Raw genomic sequence first — 20,155 nt, forward strand, 5'->3', positions numbered from 1 at the left:
GAGAATCTTCAGCGATGAACATCACTCCCGCCCAGTTGCGCGACCTGGCCGGCCGCGCCGACGCACTCCAGGCCGAGGCCCGCGCCCTGTACGCCGGCCTGCCCGCCGATTCCCCCGAACGCGCCCATCTCCAGGCGGCGCACCACGCCGCCGAATGGCTGAAGCGAGCGGGCGAGGACCTGCTGCGCGCGGCCGGAGACCTGGCCCAGTATCGGGCCCTGGCCGAGTCGACGTGCGCCTTCCCGTGGGGCGTCTGTCCCGAGCACGGCAACACGATCTCCTCCATGGCCAACGTGTCCACCTGCCGGGTGTGCCGCCGCACCTGGGACTACGACCGGCGCGGCCAGAAGTGCGGCGAGCCGGTGACGTGGAAGGTGACCGACCGGGTGGGGACGGAGTCGCTGATGTGCGACGGGCACGTCCTCGGCGCTCGCGCGGCCATGCAGGGCGCCACCTTCATGCGCCTCGACGGAGGGAGGTAACCGAGAGCCCCAGGAAATTACCCCCTCATCTCGCCACAAAAGCGCTGATCAGCGACCTGCAACAGCCGCAAACAGCCCCCCGATCAGCGGTGCATCCTGCATCCTGGGCATGCATTCGCGTTTTCCCCCTTCAAGGAGCTGCCGTGACCCGGTATGCCGTCGATCATGCACGGAACGCGCTCGTAGCCCACTGGAGCACCGGCATCGGGGATGTCGCGGTCACCGTGGCCCCCCTTGCCGCGGCCGGCCCCTCTGACGCCCTGCGCCTGGCCGCCTGCCTGACCGAGCTGTCGCAAGCCTGCTGGCGCTGCTACACCCACCCGGCGAGCATCTCCGACCAGCACGGACCGGGCAGCCTGGGCTGGCACCGGCAGCGCGAACGCGACGCCTTCGCCGGCGTCGTCCCGATCCTGACCGCCTCCGCGCACGTCCCCGTCTCCGCCAAGGTCGGGGACATCGCCCAGCGCACCGGCCGCGCCCTGCGCGCCCTCGACAGTCCCGAGCTCACCGTGCAGGTCGTCGCCGACGTCGCCGCCGAGCTGTCGGCCGTCGAACAGGCCGAGCGCGGCGACCTGTCCGGACGCGCCCAGCAGGCCGTCACCCTCAGCCGCGAGGACGCCTCACCCCTCCAGGTCGCCCAGGCGGACGCCTTCCTCAACCGCCAGCCCTTCGGCTGCGAGGAGCTGATCACCCAGATCGACCCCGCCGCGGCCGCGATCGCCGCCGCCCACTGGCTGCACGCGGCCGCCGCCACGACCGGCCGCCGCGTCCGGCAGCATCCGGTACAGGTCGTGGCCGAGAGCGACCATCTCAGACCCCTCGCCGTGGAGAGCCTCGTCGAGATCGTGAGCGCCATCAGCTTCGGCGCCACGCCGCGCCAGACGGTCATGCCGCTCATCCGCCACACCCTGCACGTCGCCGAGGGCCACCTCTGCGGCGTGACCGACGCCAAACGGCGCATCGCCGCCGCCGAACGCCTCGTGGCCAGGACCCGGATCGACCACCCCCACTCCGGCTCCGACTCCGTCTGCCTGCCCATCACCTCCCTCGACCCCGCCCGGCCGGCCCTCGATCTGCTCGACAACCTCATGGCCGGCATCCACGGCTGCTGGCTGCAGTACGCCGGCCATGCGCGTACCCAGGACGCCTTCTCCTGGCAGGATCCGGACGGCGACCGGCGGCAGGAGCGCCACGCCGAGCTGTTCCTCACCGAAGTCCGGCAGGAAGCGGCCACCCGCCACCAGCACCTGCTCTGACGCGTGGCCACGCGGCGCGTCCGCGCACGCTTCGGCCGGCCCGTCGAGTCGCGAGGCCTCAGGCGCGGCCGAAGTGCTCGTGCAACCGGCGGGCCGCGCGGATGAGCCCGCTGGACCCGTCACGCGCGGCGATGCCGGCGACCTCGGGGATCGCGCCGCGCGCCCCGGCCCAGCCGGCCACTTCGGCGGCGAACTCCAGCGCCCGGGTGTGGACGCCGTTGGCCCGCTCCCCTGGCCTCGGCAGGAAGGCCGGCAGCAGGCCACTCATGATCTGCCAGACCTCCCGGTGGGCGCCCTGCCGCGCGCACGCGTCGAGCGCCCGCAGCACCGGGCCGAGCTTGACGTCGAGCAGGCGCAGGCTGTGCCCCAGCTGCTGTCCGCACTCGGCGGCGGGCAGGGTCTTCGTCGCGACCGCCCGCAGCAGCAGCGCCTGGCAGTGCCCGGCGTTCCAGCCGCGCTCGCCCAGCAGGATGCCGAGCAGCAGCGCCATCCCCTCGCCCGCGGGCCCGTCCTGGTGGCAGAGCCGGGTCACGTGCGGGTGCAGGCGGCCCCGCCCCTCCCAGTCGGCGAACAGGGGCGGGATGAGGTGCATGGCCACGACCTCGCGGTCCGAGGGCAGCACGAGCCACCACGACGACTCGTAGCAGGCGCCGTGGGATGGCCGGTGGCGGGGCGGGTCGCAGAACAGCGCGTCCACGAACGCGATCCCCGTCGGCTCCTGCCGGATGCGCGGGCGCGGACGGCCGCCGGGCTCGGCGGGCCATTCGACGCTCGTCACGGGCTCCGGCCGTGCCTTGAGCCAGCGCACCAGCGTGGCGCCCGCCGTTCCTTGAGCCAGCGCACCAGCGTGGCGCCCGCCTCGGAGGTCAGCCGGCCCCCTTCTACGATGTCATCCGGGTGAACTGGGTGATCGCCCCGCGCGCGTGAACACCCAGGCTGTAGACGACCTGCGAACTGCCGGGAGCGAGCACCGGCCCGGCGTGGTTCATCACCCCCGTCAGCCCGATCGGGCGGCACAGCTGCGGCAGGCCCTCCCCGATGCACCCGGCGTACGTCAGGTCTCCCTGGGCGGAACGGCGCAGGTGGGTCACCGCTCCCCAGGCGAAGGCCGGGTCTTGGGTGCTCCCGTAGACGCTCGTGCCGTCGGCGCTGACCGCCACGTCGACGTACTGGCCCTGAGGCCCGGTGGCACGGCACCCCGCGGCGTAACCGATGCAGCCCCAATAGGCGATGTTCCCGGTGGCGGTGTCGCGGTGCAGATGGGTGACGCCACCCGGTCCCGACACGTAGAGGCTGTCGCCGGCCTGGGTGATCGCGCCCTGGGTGATGCCGAGCAGGCCGTCGGTGTCGGGGATCGCGCAGCCGCCGACCCCGGACTCGCCCACACAGCCCGCCTCCGTGAGCGAGCCCGTGGTGAGGTCCCGCCGGAAGTGCGTCACCGAGCCGGGCCGCTGGGCCACGACGTAGAGGCTGCGCCCGTCGGCGCTGACGACGGCGTCTCCCGAGGAGGTCATGACGCCGGTACGGCCGATCGAGGTGCAGCCCGGCGTCGCCTCCCCGATGCAGCCGCTGTATGCCAGGCGGCCAGTGGTGCCGTCGCGCCGCAGGTGGTAGACCGCGCCCTTGCCGCCGCCTGCCGCGTACAGGTACAGGTCGCGGCCGTCCGCGGTCGCCGTCAGGGCGTTCTGCGACGTCGCCCAGGGGGCGAGCCCGGGCAGGGCCGCCACGCTGCCGCATGACGGGTCCCAGACGCAGAAATCCGTCACGAGGTCGCCGTTGGCCGCCGTGCTGAAGCCCACCACGGCGGCGGGAGTGGACACGTACACGTGGACGCCCGCCGTCACCACAGAACTGGCTGCGTACAGGCGGCCCGGGATCTCCTCGTTGTTCACCTTCGTCGGGCGGCACCCCGCCAGACCACCCATGCAGCCGGTGAGGGAGAGCGTGTCGTTCGCGGCCCGGCGGAACGTGGAGATCGCCGGCTGCGCCGTGCCCGACCCGCCGTCGCCGCCGGCCACGACGTAGACGGTGCTCCCGTTGCCCGGCAGCGTCGCCGCCGACGCCCAGTCCAGCGGGTTGACCGGGCCGATGTCCACGGCGCCGGACACGTTCTGCGTGATCGTCCGGACGAAGACGAGGTCGCCCACCGCCGCCTGCGCGCTGGTGGGGAACCCCACGATCAATGCCAGTGCCGCGGCGATCCCCGCGGCCCACCGTCTTGTACGGCCAAGTGCCAGCACTTGCGCTCCTTTCGTCAGATCGACGATCGGAGATGGTCCTGCCGGTTGGGAACGCGTCCTGAATTATCCGTACAAGCCCGTACAGGCGCCGGCCGCTCACCTGGCCGGGCTGTCATCGAGCCGACCGGCTCGAGCGTGTTCTTTAATTCCGACACCTAGCCACTCTTTCCCGCAGGACCTTAAACTGCAGGTCCTGACGCATAGTAAACGTGGCATACCGATCTCCATATAGCGCCGAATTTGCGCCGCCATCGGCTCAGCACACCCCAATTACCGCCAAATCACAGGAAAGGCCCGACGAAAGGGAAACGCGATGGACGGTGAAGGGCGAATCGCCCGTGAGCTGTGCGCGGCGCTCGGTCCGCCCGCCACGGCGGCCGACGTGGGCGCGGCGATCTCGCAGATCGTCGGACGCCAGGTGCCGCACGACGCGCTCCGGCTGGTCGCCCTGAACCCGGCGATCGGCATGGGCCTGGGCGCGTTCAGCTTCTGGCACGAATACCAGCCCGCGCTGATCAGCGCCCTGGTGCTCAACGGATATCTGCACGGCGACCCGTGCCCGCTACCGGCCCTCGCCCGGCACAGCGTGCCGGTGTGCGTCGTCGGCGCGGGCGCCGGCGACGGCCGGCGCAACACGCTGTTCCGGCAGGTCCTGGCCGCCCACGGAGCAGGCAGCGAGCTGCGCCTGGTGATCCGGGACCGCCACGGGGTGTGGGGTCTGCTCGGCCTGCTCCGCGCCGAGGGCGCCAGGCCCTTCGGCGAACGGGACTTCCACCGGATCCAGCGACTCGCCCCTGCTCTACCGGCGGCGTTGCGCGGATATGTGACGGCCGGCCCGCTGACACCCACCGTTCCGGCCCTGCCGACGGGGGTCATCACGATCAGCCCCGACCACACGGTCCGATCCATATCGCCTCAGGCGGGGGCATGGGTACGGCAGATGTGGCCCGCCGCCGGGAGCGGGGTGCCGGACTGGATCGCCAACGCCTTCTGGGTCGGCCTGTCGCTGCACGTACGGGCGCATACTCGCGATCCGCGCGCCTGGACGCCGCTGATCTGCGCGCCGGCGGCGAACTTCGGACGCTGGATACTGATCCACGGCCAGCCGCTGGACGAGAACGGCGACAGCGACGTGGCCATTCTCATCCAGGCGGCGGGCGGCGAACTGCTGCTGCCGTCATTTTGCGATTGGTACGGCATCACCACCGGCGAACGGCGCGTCATCGAATACCTGTACGCCGGGGACTCGGCGAAACAGATCGCCCGGATCCTCGACCTGTCCACTTACACCATCAACGACCATTTGAAATCGGTCTACCGCAAGACCCGGGCGCAGAGCCGGGACGAACTCATCGCGGCCATCGCCGGCTGACCACCGTTTCCCGGCGTCCCCTCCGGCCGCTGATGCCGCCCGCACGCCCCCCAGACTCCCGGGCCCACGGGACGCACGTCACGGCCAGCCGGCCCCGGGCACCTCGACCTCGACCGCGATCACCTGGCCGGAGCCGGGCACGACCAGGTCAGCAGCCGTCATCCCCTGCCACTCCGCCACCACGACGAACAACGTCCTCCCGTCCGCCCCGCCCAGGGCGCAGGCGAACCCGCCACGGTCGAGCGCGACGCTCTGCAGTGCCTTGCCGCCTTCGGCCACGCGTACGCAGCAGCGGTTGGGCACGTCGGCGTACCAGACCGCGTTCTCCTCATCGGCGCAGATGCCGTCCGGGGTGCCCTCGCCGAGCTCGGCCCAGACCCGGCGGCCGGACAGCGAGCCGTCCGGCGCGATGTCGAAGGCCACCAGCTGGTGGCGGTAGGAGTCGGCGACGATGAGGGTGGAGTTGCCGGCGAGCACCGCCATCCCGTTCGGGAACGCGACGTCGTCCGCCACCTGCCGCACCGCCCCGCCGGCCGTGACCAGGTGGACGTGGCCGGGCCTGAACGACTCCCCCGCCATCGGGTCGAAGCCGCAGCGGTTGACGTAGGCGTTGCCGCGGCCGTCCACCACGATGTCGTTCCACCCGGCCTGGCCGAGCTCCGCGTGGGTGACCAGAGACCCGTCGGGCTCCAGGCGCAGCAGCCGGCCGTCCGGGGACGAGACGATCAGGAGCCTGCCCTCCGGCGACCACGCGGTGCACAGCGGCAACGACGCGACACGCGCCACGACCTCGCTGTCACCGTCCAGGTCGACGGCGACGACCTCGCCCGCGGACCAGTCGGAGAAGTACAGCCTGTCACCGTGCCACCGCGGCGACTCGACCAGCCCGCGCCCCGTCACCAGTGTCCTTGTCCCGCTCATGCCCACCGCGTCCTTCTTCGTCGTGAGACGTCGCCCTGTCGCCTTTCATACGAACGGCAGCCGATCAGATCGACAGGTTCCCCCGAGCGTGGCGAGGGCCCACCGGTCCCGCGGACCAAGCTCGGACCGGTGGGCGGGCGACGCCGGCGTCGGGACGTCAGGCGCCGCGGGCGGCGTCGTAGCGGGCGATGACGTCGTTCCAGTTGATCAGGCCCCAGAGCTTCTCGACGTAGTCCGGGCGCACGTTGCGGTACTGCAGGTAGTAGGCGTGCTCCCAGGCGTCGAAGACCAGCAGCGGGGTGGTGTTCATGCCGACGTTGCCGTGGTGGTCGTAGACCTGCTCGACCACCAGGCGGCGGCCGAGCGGCTCCCAGGCCAGCACGCCCCAGCCCGAGCCCTGCACGGTGGCGGTGGCTGTGGTGAGCTGCTTCCTGAACGCGTCGAACGAGCCGAAGTGCTCGGTGATCGCGTCGCCCAGCTCGCCGTCGGGGCGGTCGCCGCCGTCGGGGGACAGGTTCTGCCAGAAGATCGTGTGCAGGACGTGGCCGGACAGGTTGAACGCGAACGTCTTCTCCAGCCCGACCAGGCCGCCGAACTCGCCCTTGTCACGCGCCTCGGCCAGCCGCTCCAGCGTGTCGTTGGCGCCCTTGACGTAGGCGGCGTGGTGCTTGGCATGGTGCAGCTCCAGGATCTCCCCGGTGATCGCGGGCTCCAGGGCCGCGTAGTCGTACGGCATGTCCGGAAGGGTGTACTCGCCCATGGGCGTTCTCCTCAAAAGATGTTCTTGCAAATATCTTGCAAGAACAATAATCACGCAAGTGCGTCGCGTCGACACCGGCGGCAGTAGCCGCGCAGCACCTGGCCGACGGGGTCCATCGCGAAACCGGTGCTCTCCATGACCGCCGCCTCCGCCGGGGCGAGGCGGTCCGCCGGGAGCTCGACGAGCACGTCGCAGCGGCGGCAGATCAGGTGGTGGTGAGGCGTCGCGGCGAGGCCGAAGAGCGTCTCACCGGCGTGGTCGACGCTGTGCAGGACGCCGCGGGCGGTCATCACCGTCACGTTCCGGTAGACGGTGGACACGCTGATCATCTCGTACGCGGAGATCACCAGCCGGTGCAGGCGCGGCACGCTGAGATGGGTCGCCGCGTCGCGCAAAGCGGTCAGGATCGTCAGCCGCGGCACGGTCCTGCGCAGGCCGAGACGCGTCAGCGTCTCCCCCAGGTCCTCTCCCTCGCTCATGCCCGCCCGGCCACGGTCCCAGGCGCACCCAATGGCACGTCCGGGCGCGCGCCCGGCGCGACCCCCGAACCTCCGAACGCGGGAACCTCGATGTGCGACCCCCTCCCCGCTTCGCCGCCAGATGATCAGTTTGCATCGAATATGCTCTTGCGAACAACTGGCGACTGAGCGACCTGGGACGGGCCGTCAGTGCTCCAGACGGCGCAGCAGGTACGTGTCCATGATCCAGCCCTTGCGGGCCCGCGCCTCGGCGCGCAGTTCGCGGATGCGGTCGCCGACCTCGGCCACCGGCCCGGAGACCAGGATCTCGTCGGGCGTGCCCAGGTAGGCGCCCCAGTGGATGTGGAAGTCGTCGAGGCCGGCGAAGGAACAGTGGGCGTCGAGCATGACGACCACGTCGTCGGCGCTGGGGCCGTGCTCGGCCAGGCGCCGCCCGGTGGTGAGGTGCACGGGCCGCCCGACCTGGGTGAGGCTCGTGCGGTGGCGGGCGGTGAGCGCGGCCACGCTGCTGATCCCGGGAATGACCTCGTACTCGAATGTCACGTTGCCTCGCCGGAGGATCTCCTCGACGATGGCAAGCGTGCTGTCGTACACGCCTGGGTCGCCCCACACCAGGAACGCCCCGGTCTGGCCGTCGCGCAGCTCGTCGCGGACGAGCGCCTCGCAGGCGAGCGCGCGGCGCGAGCGCCAGTCCTCCACGGCGGCGGTGTACGCCGGCGTGGTCCGGTCGCGCTCGGGGTCGCGGGCCTCGGCGATCCGGTACGGCGCGCGGCCGTGCTCGGCGATGAGATCCAGCCGGAGCTGGACCAGTTCGTGCTTGACCTCACCCTTGTCCACGATGAGGAACACGTCCGTGGCGCCGATGGCCTTGACCGCCTGCAGGGTGAGATGGTCGGGATCTCCGGCTCCGATGCCGATGACGAGTAGCCGCTTCACTCGCAAGAGTCTGCCAGAAGGGCAGATATACGATATGCCTCGCAAATCCCCCAAGGAGGGCTGTGAATCTCGTCGAGCAGGGCGACGCCTTCGCCGCGTTCTGGCAGGAGCGGCACCTGTGCACGCTCTCCACCGCGCGCCCGGACGGCCCGCCGCACGTGGTGCCGGTGGGCGCGACGCTGGACCTGGCCACCGGCATCGCCCGGGTCATCACCTCGGGCACCTCGGTCAAGGCCGGGCTCATCGGCACCGACGGCGCGCCGGTGGCGCTCTGCCAGGTGGACGGCCGCCGCTGGTCGACGCTGGAGGGCCGGGCGGTGCTGCGTACCGAGCCTGAGCAGGTGGCCGACGCCGAGCACCGCTACGCCGCCCGCTACAAGCCGCCCCGCCCCAACCCGGCGCGGGTGGTCGTGGAGATCCAGGTGACGCGCGTCCTGGGCAACGTGTGATCACGGTCGTCGGCATCGGCGCGGACGGCTGGGACGGGTTGTCCCCGGACGCGCGGCGCGCGCTGGAGGCCGCCGAGGTGCTCATGGGCGGGCGCAGACAGCTCGACCTCGTGCCCGCGCCGGCGGCCGAGCGCGTGGCCTGGCCCTCCCCGCTGCTGCCCGCGCTGCCCTCGCTCATGGAGGCGTACGCCGGGCGCGAGGTGTGCGTGCTGGCCAGCGGCGATCCCCTGTTCCACGGCATCGGCTCCACCCTGGTGCGAATGCTGGGCGCGGCGAGCGTCCGCGTGGTGCCGCACGTCTCGTCGCTGTCGCTGGCGTGCGCCCGGCTCGGCTGGCCGGTGGAGCAGGTGGACGTGGTCAGCCTCGTGGGCCGGCCCCCTGCCGCGCTGAACGCCGCGATCCTGCCCGGGCGGCGGCTCGTCGTGCTCGGCGCCGGCCGCGACTCCCCGTCCCTCGTGGCGGGGCTGGCGACCGGGCTCGGGTACGGCCCCAGCCCCATGACCGTCCTGTCGGACCTGGGCGCGGACTCGGAGAGCGTACTGACGGGAACGGCGCAGACGTGGGCGGCACGGGAAGCCGACCCCTCCCCGCTGAACGTGATCGCCCTCGAGTGCGTCCCCGCCCCCGGCGCCGAGCCCCTCGCCCGCGTTCCCGGCCTGCTCGATGCGGCGTTCGAGCATGACGGGCAGCTCACCAAGCGGGAGGTCCGCGCCGTCAGCCTGTCGCGGCTCGCCCCGTTGCCCGGAGAGACGCTGTGGGACGTGGGCGCCGGCGCGGGCAGCATCGCCATCGAGTGGATGCGCAGCCACCCGGCGTGCGCGGCCGTGGCGATCGAGAGCAGGGCCGACCGCGCCGCCGCCGTCGCCCGCAACGCCGACCGGCTCGGCGTGCCGGCGCTGCGGGTCGTCGAAGGCAGGGCGCCGGCCGCGCTGAAGGGCCTGCCGGCGCCGGACGCGGTGTTCGTCGGCGGCGGCCTGACCGTGCCCGGGCTGCTGGAGACGTGCTGGGCGGCGCTGCGGCCCGGCGGCAGGCTGGTGGCGAACGCCGTCACCCTGGAGTCCGAGTCCGTCATGGCCCAGTGGTACGCCCGGCTCGGCGGCGACCTGGTACGCCTGGCCGTACAGCGGGCCTCACCCGTCGGCTCCTTCACGGGCTGGCGGGCCGCGATGCCGGTGACCGTGTGGTCGGTCACCAGGAAGGACGTGCCGTGACCGTGTACTTCATCGGGGCGGGCCCCGGCGCCGCCGACCTGATCACGCTGCGCGGCCTGCGGCGGCTGCAGTCGTCGCCGGTCTGCCTGTACGCGGGTTCGCTCGTGCGCCGCGAGCTCCTGGACGCCTGCCCCTTGGGCGCCAGGCTCGTCGACACCGCGAACCTCACCCTCGACGAGATCGTGGTGGAGCTGCTCACCGCCCATCGCGCGGGCCTGGACGTGGCGCGGCTGCACTCCGGCGACCCGTCGGTGTTCAGCGCGGTGGCCGAGCAGATGCGCAGGCTGGACGAGCTCGGCGTGCCGTACGAGGTGGTCCCCGGGGTGCCGGCGTTCGCGGCGGCGGCGGCCGCGCTGGGCAGGGAGCTGACCGTGCCCGGCGTCGGGCAGACCGTCATCCTGACCCGCACCTCGGCGCGGGCCACGCCGATGCCCGAAGGGGAGGACCTCAAGACCTTGGGCGCGAGCGGCGCCACGATCGTGCTGCACCTGGCCGTGCAGCGGATCGAGGCGGTCGTGGAGGAGCTGCTGCCCTCGTACGGGCCGGACTGCCCGGTGGCGGTGGTGGCGCGGGCCAGCAGGCCCGACGAGGTGGTCCTGCGCGGCACGCTGGCGGACATCGCGGGGCAGGTCCACGCGGCCGGGATCCGGCGTACGGCGGTGATCGTCGTCGGCCGGGTGCTGTCGGCCACGCAGTTCCCCGACAGCCACCTCTACAGCGCGGAGCGGGAACGGCCGTGCGACGGGTCCTGATCCTGGGCGGCACGGCCGAGGCGCGGGCGCTGGCCGCCGAGCTATCCGGCGAGTCGTCCGGCGGGTCGTCCGGCGGCGGCGTTCACGTGGTGTCGTCGCTGGCCGGGCGGGTGAGCAACCCGCGGCTGCCGGTCGGGGAGGTGCGCGAGGGCGGGTTCGGCGGGGCGGACGGGCTGGCCGCCTGGCTGGCGGCCGAGCGGATCGACGCCCTGGTGGACGCCACGCACCCGTTCGCCGCGCGGATGACGGCCTCGGCGGCCGAGGCGTCGGCGCGGACGGGGGTGCCGCTGCTGGTCCTGCGCCGCCCGGGGTGGCGGGAGGGACCGGGCGACGCCTGGCAGCGCGTGCCCTCCCTGCCCGCGGCCGCCGCCCGGCTGTCGGAGGCCGCCGCGCGGCCGGGCGACGACCCGGCACACGCGCTCCTTCCCGAGGTCGCCGCGCAGCCGAGCGGCGGCCCTGCACGCTCGTTCCTTCCCGGGGCCGCCGTACGGCGGGGCGGCGGTCCGGTGCGGGTGTTCCTGACCACCGGCCGGCGGAGCCTGCCGGTCTTCACCGGGCTGGCCGGGGTGTGGCTGCTGGCCAGGTCCGTCGATCCGCCAGAGCCGCCGGTCCCGGACCATGTGCACGTCCTGCTGGACCGCGGGCCGTACACGGTCGAGGGCGAGCGCGCCCTCATCCGCGAGCACCGGCTGGACGTGCTGGTCACCAAGGACAGCGGCGGGCCGATGACCACCGCCAAGCTGGTCGCGGCCCGCGAGCTCGGGCTGCCGGTGATCATGGTGGACCGGCCGCCACTGCCCGCCGGCGTCCGGCTGGTGGAGACCGCCGCGGAGGCGGCCGCCTGGGCTCGGGGATAGCGGCGGGGAGGCGGCCGCCTGGGCTCAGGGGTAGCGGCGCGGCGTGTAGACGACGCCGCGCTCGGTGACCCGGGTCGTCGAGGAACCGACGATGAGCAGGCAGCGCATGTCCACCTGCGCGGGGTCGAGCTCGCCGAGCGTGGTGACGGTGACGCTCTCCCGCTCGCCACCGACGTCACGCCCGATCACCACCGGGGTGGCGGCGTCGCGGTGCTCCAGCAGCAGGTCACGGGCTGCGGCGACCTGCCACGTACGGCTGCGCGAGGCCGGGTTGTAGATCGCCAGCACCAGGTCCGCCTTCGCGGCGGCGCTCAGCCGGCCGGCCACCACCTCCCACGGCTTGAGCAGGTCCGACAGCGACAGCACGCAGTAGTCGTGGCCCAGCGGCGCGCCGACCCGGCTGGCCACGGCCTGGGCGGCGGTCAGCCCGGGGACGATCCGCACCGGAACGTCCGGGAAGCCGGCCGCGGCCTCCAGCACGGCGCTGGCCATGGCGAACACGCCCGGGTCGCCGGAGGACACCACGGCCACGCGCGCGCCGTCGCGGGCCAGCTCCAGCGCGTGCCGGGCGCGCTCGGCCTCGACGCGGTTGTCGGTGCGGTGGCGGCGCTGGCGCGGGTTCGGGGCGACCCGGTCCACGTACGGGCCGTACCCGACGAGGTCGGTCGCCGCCGCCAGCGCCTCCTGCGCCTCGGGCGTGAGCCACGGCCGCCCGGCGGGCCCGAGGCCCACCACGACCACCTCGCCCTGGGCGTCGGCCCTGCTCTCGGTGGGGGACGGTTCGGGGACGAAGGTCCGCTCGGCGGGGCTGGCGAGCAGGGCCAGCGAGAAGTACGGCACGCCGTCGGCGTCCACGTCCTTGAGCGGCGCGACCCGTTCGGCTCCCATGGTGGCGCGCTCGACGTACCAGGCGTCGTCCAGCCGCCCGGCCTCGGCCAGCGCGTCGCGGACCTTCTCGAACGTCCGGCCCAGCTTGAGCACCGCCGCCGAGTCGGTGCCGCGCAGCCTGTCCGCCAGCACCCCGGCGGGCAGCGTGCCGGGCAGCACGGTCAGCACCTCGTCCCGTTCCACCAGCGGCCGGCCCAGCACGGCCGAGGCGGCGCTGACGGAGGTGACGCCGGGCACCACCTCGGTCGGGTAGCGGTGGGCGAGCCTCTTGTGCATGTGCATGTACGAGCCGTAGAACAGCGGGTCGCCCTCGGACAGCACGACCACGGTCCGGCCCGCGTCCAGGTGCGCGGCCAGGCGCTCGGCGCAGTCGGCGTAGAAGTCGTCCAGCGCGCCCTGGTAGCCGCCGGGGTGGTCGGTGGTCTCCGTGGTCAGCGGGTAGAGCAGCAGCTCCTCGATCTGCCCTTCCTTCATGTACGGCAGCGCGATCGAGCGGGCGATGCTGCGGCCGTGCCTGGCGGCGTGGTAGGCGATCACGTCGGCCTCGCCGATCAGCCGGGCCGTCTTGACCGTGACCAGCTCGGGATCCCCGGGACCGAGCCCGACCCCGTACAGCCGTCCCGTCATCGCCATCACTCCGTCTCGTTCGCGATGGCGTTGACCGCCGCCGCCGTCATCGCACTGCCGCCGCGGCGGCCGTGCACCACCAGATATTCCAGGTCGCTGTCCGCCAGCGCCCGCTTGGACTCGGCCGCGCCGATGAACCCCACCGGGATGCCGAGCACGGCGGCGGGCCTGCCCGCGCCCTCGGCGACCAGTTCGAGCAGCCGGAACAGCGCGGTCGGCGCGTTGCCGATCGCCACCACCGCGCCGTCGAGGCGGTCGCGCCACAGCTCCAGCGCGGCGGCGCTGCGCGTGGTGCCGAGCCGTTCGGCCAGCTCGGGAACGCCGGGGTCGCCCAGCGTGCAGACCACGGCGTTGTCGGCGGGCAGCCGGCGCCTGGTCACGCCGGAGGCGACCATCTGCGCGTCGCACAGCACGGGCGCGCCCCGGCGCAGCGCCGCGCGCGCCCGGACGACCACGGCGGGCGACCAGTCCAGGTCGGTCACGAGGTCGGTCATGCCGCACGCGTGGATCATCCGCACCGCCACCTGCGCGACCTCGGGCGGCATCCCGGTGAGGTCGGTCTCGGCACGGATGGTCGCGAACGAGCGCCGGTAGATCTCGGCCCCGTCGCGGAGGTAGTCGCTCACTGATGCCTTTCCTGGTATCCGTCGCCGGTGGCGACCATCTGGACGACCCGGCCGCGCGGCAGCCCGCAGCGCCGCTCGCAACCGGCCCAATGCACGGGCGTCGCCGGAGGGCCGTCCAGGGTCGCCACCCAGCGCCGCGCGTCCTCCTGTACGTCGGCCAGGGACTTCGCGCAGCCCGGACGGCCGGTGCAGGCGCTCACCCCGGCCCACGGCGACGCCGGGTCGGTCACCAGCCCGGCCGCCTCCAGCATCCGCGCCGCCCGGCCGGCGGCGGCGGGCGGCAGATCGAGCAGTACGACGGTCCGCCACGGCGTGAGCCGGACGGGCACGCCGGTGCCTCCTCCCGGCCCAGGCACGCTTGCGGTGCCCTCCGGACCGGCCGCACCGGTGGCGCCTCCCGGATCCGGCGCAATGGTGACGCTTCCCGGCCCAGGCACGCCTGCGGTGTCCTCCGGACCGGCCGCGCTGGTGGCGCCTCCCGGATCGGGCGCGTCACTCGTGCCGGCCGGGCCGTTCGTCTCGGCCGCTGCGGCGATGGCGCGCGCCTGAGCGGCGGACAACCGTCCGAGCGGCACCACGACCTCCAGCGCCACCCGCCCGTCCCGCTGCTCCACCCGCCCGGCACGCGGCGCCCGCACCGTGCCGCGGACGCCCGGAGCGCGCGGCGCCTCGGCGTCCGGGGTCGGCCCGGCGTGCGGGTGGGGCCCGGAGCGGCCGTCGGCGGCGCGGTCGGTGGTGCCGGTGGCATTGACGGGGAGGGCGCAGTCGGACGCGACACCGTCGAGCGCGGCATCGCGGGGCGTGTGTGTGGCGCGGGCGGGAGCAGCGGTGTGGTCGTGGGTGGTGGCGGTGTGGAGGCGGGTGGCGATGCGGGCGGGGCCGTTGTGCAGCTCCGCGATCCGCCACGCGCCCCCATCCCCTTCCGCCCGTTCGTCGAGGAACGCCTCGGCGGCGGCGATCATGAGTCCGGCCGCCGCGTCCGCCCCCACGGCGAGCCCGGCGTCCACCCCCGCCAGCAGCACCCGCCCGTCGAAGAACGTGACGTCGGCCCCCAGCGCGAGCATGTCACCGCTGCCCTCGTCCACCGCGAACAGGAACCGCCCCGGCAGCCCCGCCAGCCGGGGCCGCGCGCACAGGGCCCGGTCCAGCGCCTCCACCAGGGGCTGCGGGTCCAGCAGGCCGAGGCCCGTGCGGCCGCCGAGCGGCGAGGCCACGATGTTGCGCACGCGCTCGTGGGCCTCCGACGGCAGCAGGCCGGCGGCGGCGATCCGCTCGGCGAAGGCGGCGGGTGAGCGCAGGCCGCGCACCTGGACGTTCGCCCGGGAGGTGAGCTCGATCACGTCCGAGCCGAGGCCGGCCGCGCAGGCGGCCAGCTCGCGCAGCCGGGCGGGTGAGATCGCGCCGCCGGGCAGGCGGACCCGGGCCAGCGGGCCGTCGGCGGCCTCGTGCACCTGTAGCGCCCCCGGACAGGCGTCGGGACGCATACGTCCGGAAAAGTCGGCTATGGACACGATCAGGATGGTAACGCCACTTCTGGCGGGGGTCGGTCCTGTCGTAGGCTCCTTCCAGGCGATGGCTAGGGAGGAAGCCGGTGTGAATCCGGCGCGGTCCCGCCACTGTGACCGGGGAGCGAACCCCACCACAGGCCACTACCCGGCGACGGGTGGGAAGGCCGGGGTGAGCGCTGATCCGGGAGCCAGGAGACTCCGGCCGCCGCGACACCCGCGACCGGGGCGAGGACCCCGAGGGAGGATTGCGCCGTGCCTGGCGACAGCCGTACCGTCCTGCTGCTCTCGACCTCCGACACCGACCTGCTCAGCGCCCGCGCGAGCGGTGCCGCCTACCGGTGGGGCAACCCGGCCCGGCTGGTGGCCGAGGATCTGCCCGCCCTGCTGGAGGGCGTCGACGTGGTCGTGGTGCGCCTGCTCGGCGGGCGCCGCGCCTGGGAGGAGGGCCTGGACGCGCTGCTGGCCGGCCCCCTGCCGGTGGTGGTGCTGGGCGGCGAGCAGGCGCCGGACGCCGAGCTGATGGAGCTGTCCACGGTCAGCGGCGGCGTCTGCGCCGAGGCGCACGCGTATCTGGCCCACGGCGGGCCGCCGAACCTGGCCGAGCTGCACGCGTTCCTGTCGGACACGGTGCTGCTGACCGGACGCGGGTTCGCGCCGCCGGAGGCCACGCCCTCCTGGGGGCTGCTGGAGCGCGACGCGCGACCAGGGCGGGGGCCGGTGGTCGGGGTGCTCTACTACCGGGCGCACCACCTGGCGGGCAACACCGCGTTCGTGGAGACGCTCTGCGCGGCCGTCGAGGAGGCGGGCGGGCAGGCGCTGCCGGTGTTCTGCTCCTCGCTGCGCACCGCCGAACCCGAGCTGCTCGACACGCTGCGCGCCGCCGACGCGCTGGTGGTGACCGTGCTGGCGGCGGGCGGCTCGCGCCCCGCGACGGCGAGCGCGGGCGGCGACGACGAGGCGTGGGACGTGGGCGCGCTGGCGGCGCTCGACGTGCCGATCCTGCAGGGGCTCTGCCTGACCACCAGCAGGCGGGCGTGGGAGGAGAACGACGACGGGCTCTCGCCGCTGGACGCCGCCTCGCAGGTGCCATCCCGGAGTTCGACGGGCGGATCATCACGGTGCCGTTCTCGTTCAAGGAGATCGACCCCGAGGGGCTGACCGTCTACGTCGCCGACCCCGAGCGGGCCGCCCGGGTGGCGGGCATCGCGGTACGGCACGGGCTGCTCCGGCACACCCCGCCCGCCGAGCGCCGCCTGGTCGTGATGCTGTCGGCGTACCCGACCAAGCACTCCCGGGTGGGCAACGCGGTCGGCCTGGACACCCCGGCCAGCACGGTCAGGCTGCTGGCCAGGCTCGACGAGGCCGGCTACGACCTGGGCGAGGGCTTCCCAGGCGTGGCCGAGCAGGACGGCGACGCGCTCATCCACGCGCTGATCGCCGCCGGCGGCCAGGACCAGGACTGGCTGACCGAGGAGCACCTGGCGGGCAATCCGGTACGCATCTCCGCCGCGTCCTACGAGCGCTGGTACCGCACGCTGCCCGAGGAGCTGCGGACGGAGATGGAGCGGCACTGGGGGCCGCCGCCCGGAGAGCTGTTCGTGCACGAGGGTGACATCGTCCTGGCGGCGCTGCGGGCCGGGAACGTGGTGGTGATGGTGCAGCCGCCGCGCGGCTTCGGCGAGAACCCGATCGCCATCTACCACGACCCCGACCTGCCGCCCAGCCACCACTACCTGGCCGCCTACCGCTGGTTGTCGGCCGGCTTCGGCGCGCACGCGATGGTGCACGTGGGCAAGCACGGCAACCTGGAGTGGCTGCCCGGCAAGTCGGCGGGCATGTCCGCCGCGTGCGGCACCGACGCGGCCATCGGCGACCTGCCGCTGGTCTACCCGTTCCTGGTGAACGACCCGGGCGAGGGCACGCAGGCCAAGCGGCGGGCGCACGCCGTGCTGGTGGACCACCTGGTGCCGCCGATGGCGCGGGCGGAGACGTACGGCGACATCGCCCGGCTGGAGCAGCTGCTGGACGAGCACGCCACGATCGCGGCCATGGACCCGGCCAAGCTGCCCGCCATCCGGGCGCAGATCTGGACGCTCATCCAGGCCGCCCGGCTCGACCACGACCTGGGGCTGGCGGACCGGCCGCACGACAGCGAGTTCGACGACTTCATCCTGCACGTGGACGGCTGGCTCTGCGAGGTCAAGGACGCGCAGATCCGCGACGGCCTGCACGTGCTCGGGCAGGCGCCGGCCGGGCAGGTGCGCGTGGACCTGGTCCTGGCGATGCTGCGCGCCCGGCAGCTGTGGTCGGGCCGCGAGACGCTGCCCGGCCTGCGCGAGGCGCTGGGCCTGGCCGAGGACGGCACGGCGGGGCTCGGCAGCGTGGACCGGGCCGAGGCGGCCGCGCGGGCGCTGGTGGAGGCCATGGAGGAACGCGGCTGGGCGCCGGACTCGGCGGCGGAGGTCACGCGGGAGGTGCCGGACGACCGGCGCGACCTCGTGACGCGGGTCCTGACCTTCGCCGCCACCGAGGTGGTGCCGCGCCTGGCCCGCACCACCGACGAGCTCGACCACGTCCTGCACGCCCTGGACGGCGGCTACGTTCCCGCCGGGCCGAGCGGCTCGCCGCTGCGCGGCCTGGTCAACGTGCTGCCGACCGGCCGCAACTTCTACTCCGTCGATCCCCGCGCGGTCCCGAGCCGGCTCGCCTGGGAGACCGGCCAGGCCATGGCCGAGTCGCTGCTGGAGCGCTACCGGTCGGACACCGGCGAGTGGCCGCGTTCGGTGGGGCTGTCGGTCTGGGGCACCAGCGCCATGCGCACGGCGGGCGACGACGTGGCCGAGGTGCTGGCCCTGCTCGGCATCCGCCCCGAATGGGACGAGGCCTCCCGCCGGGTCACGTCCCTGGAGCCGATCCCGCTCGCCGAGCTGGGCCGTCCGAGGATCGACGTGACGGTGCGCATCAGTGGGTTCTTCCGCGACGCGTTCCCGCACGTGGTGGCCATGCTCGACGACGCCGTACGGCTGGCCGCCGGGCTGGACGAGCCGTACGAGGACAACTACGTGCGCGCCCACGTCGCCGCGACCGGGGGCGACGAGCGTCGGGCGACCATGCGCGTGTTCGGGTCGGCGCCGGGCGCGTACGGGGCCGGACTGCTGCCCCTGATCGACAGCCGCAACTGGCGCGACGACGCCGACCTGGCCGAGGTGTACGCGGTGTGGGGCGGCTTCGCCTACGGCCGCGGCCTCGACGGCGTGGCGGCCCGCCCGCAGATGGAGGACGCCTACCGCAGGATCGCGGTGGCCGCCAAGAACGTCGACACCCGCGAGCACGACATCGCCGACTCCGACGACTACTTCCAGTACCACGGCGGGATGATCGCCACCGTCCGCGCGCTGACCGGCCGGGCCCCGGCCGCGTACGTCGGCGACAGCACCCGCCCCGACGCCGTCCGCACCCGCACCCTGTCGGAGGAGACCTCGCGCATCTTCCGGGCCAGGGTCGTCAACCCGCGCTGGCTGGCCGCGATGCGCCGCCACGGCTACAAGGGGGCGTTCGAGCTGGCCGCCACGGTCGACTACCTGTTCGGCTACGACGCCACGACCGGGGTGGTCGCCGACTGGATGTACGACAAGCTCACCGAGACGTACGTGCTCGACCCGGAGAACCAGGAGTTCATGGCGCGCTCCAATCCCTGGGCGCTGCACGGCATCGCCGAACGCCTGCTGGAGGCCGCCGAGCGGGGCATGTGGCAGCATCCCGACCCGGAGGTCCTGCGCGGCCTGCAGGAGGTCTATCTCAAGACCGAGGGCGACCTGGAGGACGACACCAGCCGCTGAGCCGTCATCGGCTGCCCGGCCCAGTGCAGGTGCAGGTAGGACGCGGTCACCAGGGCGTCGCCGAACCCGTCGGCGCCCCTCTCCCAGCGGAACAGCGGCTCGCCGGCGTACTCGACGGCAGTGCGGTGGAACTCGTGCCCCCGGAAACGCTCGCCCGGCTCCGTCAGCGGCGAACGCCTGAGCGCGACCGCGTCCCGGTAGCCGAGCGTCAGCCTCGGCGTCATCCGTGCCCGGCCCGGCACCCGCCCGTCCAGCTCCTCACACAGGTAGAGCAGCCCGGCGCACTCGGCTGGTCTCTTGGCGTCGGACGCATCGGCGCCATCATCGGGCCGCTCGCCGTGGGCCTGTTCATGGACGCGTAAGCGGCCTATATCTGGAATTTCTACCTATTTGCGGGCTGCGCCATTCTCGGGGCCGTCGCCGCCCTGCTCGTGCTGCGCCGAAACAGCCAGCCCGCCTGATTGGCGTGGAAGATCCTCGTGCCTTGATGACGCACCGGTCACATGACGGATACGAGATCCCCCATGTGCTCATTAATGTGAGTAGTCACAAGATCCGATACTCCACAAAGGACGCAGACATGTCTTTACGTATGCGTTTCACGGCTGCCCTCACCATGATCCCGGCCGCCTCGGCCGTAGGCACGCTCATGACCACACCAGCCAGCGCCAGCTCTCCGTCGGCTGGAGCACTGGGCTGCGGCTTGGAACTGAAGCCAGGGGGCGGGTGCGCGCCGTCGACTGCCGTGACCCCGGCCCCGCGAGCACCGCCAGGCACCGATAACAGCTGGGAAGATCCAGCATGCCCAGCCTCTGGCGCGAAAGGCTGGGCGATGTTGCTTCTGGCTCGCCCATCTCCGGCCGTAGCAGCCGGCCGTCAAGAAGTACGCCGGGCTTGCGGTCTCGCCCTCGGCCTGTCCCTTACCATCGGCTCAGTTAGCCTGCCGACGTCT

The 20,155-nt window shown here is 73.5% G+C and carries 17 protein-coding genes, 1 pseudogene and 1 riboswitch; of the genes and pseudogenes, 8 read left to right on the plus strand and 10 right to left on the minus strand.

Going from position 1 to position 20,155, the window contains the following annotated elements; all coding sequences use genetic code 11:
* The first annotated feature begins 14 nt into the window (after positions 1-14).
* Positions 15-482 (plus strand): hypothetical protein, encoded by a 468-nt coding sequence (locus tag H4W80_RS09770; protein WP_192784792.1) that lies wholly within the window; start codon positions 15-17, stop codon positions 480-482.
* Between the two features lie 143 nt (positions 483-625).
* A complete protein-coding gene (locus H4W80_RS09775) occupies positions 626-1,738 on the plus strand; it encodes a hypothetical protein (protein ID WP_192784793.1) in 1,113 nt (370 codons plus the stop codon).
* Between the two features lie 58 nt (positions 1,739-1,796).
* Here H4W80_RS09775 and H4W80_RS09780 read toward each other — a convergent pair whose 3' ends face one another.
* Together H4W80_RS09780 and H4W80_RS09785 are read right to left on the minus strand one after the other, a co-directional pair.
* Positions 1,797-2,516, minus strand: coding sequence for a hypothetical protein (locus H4W80_RS09780; protein ID WP_192784794.1), 720 nt, complete (start codon positions 2,514-2,516; stop codon positions 1,797-1,799).
* A gap of 103 nt (positions 2,517-2,619) precedes the next feature.
* A complete protein-coding gene (locus H4W80_RS09785) occupies positions 2,620-3,978 on the minus strand; it encodes a lactonase family protein (protein WP_192784795.1) in 1,359 nt (452 codons plus the stop codon).
* Positions 3,979-4,291: 313 nt separating this feature from the next.
* On the opposite strand from H4W80_RS09785, the gene H4W80_RS09790 reads away from it, so the two are divergent.
* Complete coding sequence (locus H4W80_RS09790) at positions 4,292-5,350, plus strand: helix-turn-helix transcriptional regulator (RefSeq protein WP_225963343.1); 1,059 nt, start codon at positions 4,292-4,294, stop codon at positions 5,348-5,350.
* Positions 5,351-5,428: 78 nt separating this feature from the next.
* On the opposite strand, the gene H4W80_RS09795 is transcribed toward H4W80_RS09790, so the two are convergent.
* The 4 genes from H4W80_RS09795 to cobF all read right to left on the minus strand — a co-directional run bounded on the left by H4W80_RS09795 (position 5,429) and on the right by cobF (position 8,446).
* Positions 5,429-6,271 carry an SMP-30/gluconolactonase/LRE family protein gene (locus H4W80_RS09795; RefSeq protein ID WP_192784796.1) on the minus strand — a complete coding sequence of 281 codons (843 nt, stop codon included), beginning with the start codon at positions 6,269-6,271 and terminating at the stop codon, positions 5,429-5,431.
* 157 nt (positions 6,272-6,428) lie between these two features.
* Positions 6,429-7,031 carry a superoxide dismutase gene (locus tag H4W80_RS09800; RefSeq protein ID WP_192784797.1) on the minus strand — a complete coding sequence of 201 codons (603 nt, stop codon included), beginning with the start codon at positions 7,029-7,031 and terminating at the stop codon, positions 6,429-6,431.
* Between the two features lie 50 nt (positions 7,032-7,081).
* Positions 7,082-7,510, minus strand: coding sequence for a Fur family transcriptional regulator (locus H4W80_RS09805; RefSeq protein WP_192784798.1), 429 nt, complete (start codon positions 7,508-7,510; stop codon positions 7,082-7,084).
* A gap of 186 nt (positions 7,511-7,696) precedes the next feature.
* Positions 7,697-8,446 carry a precorrin-6A synthase (deacetylating) gene (gene cobF / locus H4W80_RS09810; protein ID WP_192784799.1) on the minus strand — a complete coding sequence of 250 codons (750 nt, stop codon included), beginning with the start codon at positions 8,444-8,446 and terminating at the stop codon, positions 7,697-7,699.
* 62 nt (positions 8,447-8,508) lie between these two features.
* On the opposite strand from cobF, the gene H4W80_RS09815 reads away from it, so the two are divergent.
* From H4W80_RS09815 to H4W80_RS09830, 4 genes are read left to right on the plus strand one after another with little or no spacing between them, the layout of a single operon-like run.
* Entirely contained in the window at positions 8,509-8,895 is a 387-nt protein-coding gene (locus H4W80_RS09815) for a pyridoxamine 5'-phosphate oxidase family protein (RefSeq protein WP_192784800.1), read from the plus strand.
* Positions 8,892-10,106 carry a precorrin-6y C5,15-methyltransferase (decarboxylating) subunit CbiE gene (cbiE, locus tag H4W80_RS09820; protein ID WP_192784801.1) on the plus strand — a complete coding sequence of 405 codons (1,215 nt, stop codon included), beginning with the start codon at positions 8,892-8,894 and terminating at the stop codon, positions 10,104-10,106. Before H4W80_RS09815 ends, cbiE begins: the two co-directional genes overlap by 4 nt.
* On the plus strand, positions 10,103-10,858 hold the full coding sequence (gene cobM, locus H4W80_RS09825) for a precorrin-4 C(11)-methyltransferase (protein ID WP_192784802.1): 756 nt from the start codon (positions 10,103-10,105) through the stop codon (positions 10,856-10,858). The genes cbiE and cobM overlap by 4 nt, the downstream gene beginning before the upstream one ends.
* Positions 10,843-11,715, plus strand: coding sequence for a cobalt-precorrin-6A reductase (locus H4W80_RS09830; RefSeq protein WP_192784803.1), 873 nt, complete (start codon positions 10,843-10,845; stop codon positions 11,713-11,715). Before cobM ends, H4W80_RS09830 begins: the two co-directional genes overlap by 16 nt.
* Positions 11,716-11,739: 24 nt before the next feature.
* On the opposite strand, the gene cobJ is transcribed toward H4W80_RS09830, so the two are convergent.
* Genes cobJ through H4W80_RS62565 form a run of 3 tightly spaced genes read right to left on the minus strand, consistent with a single transcriptional unit; the run spans position 11,740 to position 15,367 of the window.
* Complete coding sequence (cobJ, locus tag H4W80_RS09835; protein WP_192784804.1) at positions 11,740-13,230, minus strand: precorrin-3B C(17)-methyltransferase; 1,491 nt, start codon at positions 13,228-13,230, stop codon at positions 11,740-11,742.
* Positions 13,231-13,235: 5 nt separating this feature from the next.
* Complete coding sequence (locus H4W80_RS09840; RefSeq protein ID WP_192784805.1) at positions 13,236-13,856, minus strand: precorrin-8X methylmutase; 621 nt, start codon at positions 13,854-13,856, stop codon at positions 13,236-13,238.
* Positions 13,853-15,367 (minus strand): nitrite reductase, encoded by a 1,515-nt coding sequence (locus tag H4W80_RS62565; protein WP_192784806.1) that lies wholly within the window; start codon positions 15,365-15,367, stop codon positions 13,853-13,855. Before H4W80_RS62565 ends, H4W80_RS09840 begins: the two co-directional genes overlap by 4 nt.
* Positions 15,368-15,384: 17 nt before the next feature.
* Positions 15,385-15,580: riboswitch (cobalamin riboswitch) on the plus strand.
* Positions 15,581-15,616: 36 nt separating this feature from the next.
* Here H4W80_RS62565 and cobN point away from each other — a divergent pair.
* A pseudogene (gene cobN / locus H4W80_RS09850) lies at positions 15,617-19,203 on the plus strand (cobaltochelatase subunit CobN).
* On the opposite strand, the gene H4W80_RS09855 reads toward cobN, so the two are convergent.
* A complete protein-coding gene (locus H4W80_RS09855; RefSeq protein ID WP_192793382.1) occupies positions 19,158-19,583 on the minus strand; it encodes a hypothetical protein in 426 nt (141 codons plus the stop codon). The pseudogene cobN and the gene H4W80_RS09855 sit on opposite strands and share 46 nt — an antisense overlap.
* Positions 19,584-20,155 lie beyond the last annotated feature (572 nt).

Source organism: Nonomuraea angiospora, from assembly GCF_014873145.1.
Taxonomy (GTDB): domain Bacteria; phylum Actinomycetota; class Actinomycetes; order Streptosporangiales; family Streptosporangiaceae; genus Nonomuraea; species Nonomuraea angiospora.

Excerpts from the sequence above, each read along its gene's own strand:
- H4W80_RS09805 (WP_192784798.1), bottom strand. The coding sequence starts at position 7,510 with ATGAGCGAGGGAGAGGACCTGGGGGAGACGCTGACGCGTCTCGGCCTG.
- H4W80_RS09790 (WP_225963343.1), top strand. The coding sequence starts at position 4,292 with ATGGACGGTGAAGGGCGAATCGCCCGTGAGCTGTGCGCGGCGCTCGGT.
- H4W80_RS09795 (WP_192784796.1), bottom strand. The coding sequence starts at position 6,271 with ATGAGCGGGACAAGGACACTGGTGACGGGGCGCGGGCTGGTCGAGTCG.
- cobJ (WP_192784804.1), bottom strand. The coding sequence starts at position 13,230 with ATGACGGGACGGCTGTACGGGGTCGGGCTCGGTCCCGGGGATCCCGAG.
- H4W80_RS09800 (WP_192784797.1), bottom strand. The coding sequence starts at position 7,031 with ATGGGCGAGTACACCCTTCCGGACATGCCGTACGACTACGCGGCCCTG.
- H4W80_RS09770 (WP_192784792.1), top strand. The coding sequence starts at position 15 with ATGAACATCACTCCCGCCCAGTTGCGCGACCTGGCCGGCCGCGCCGAC.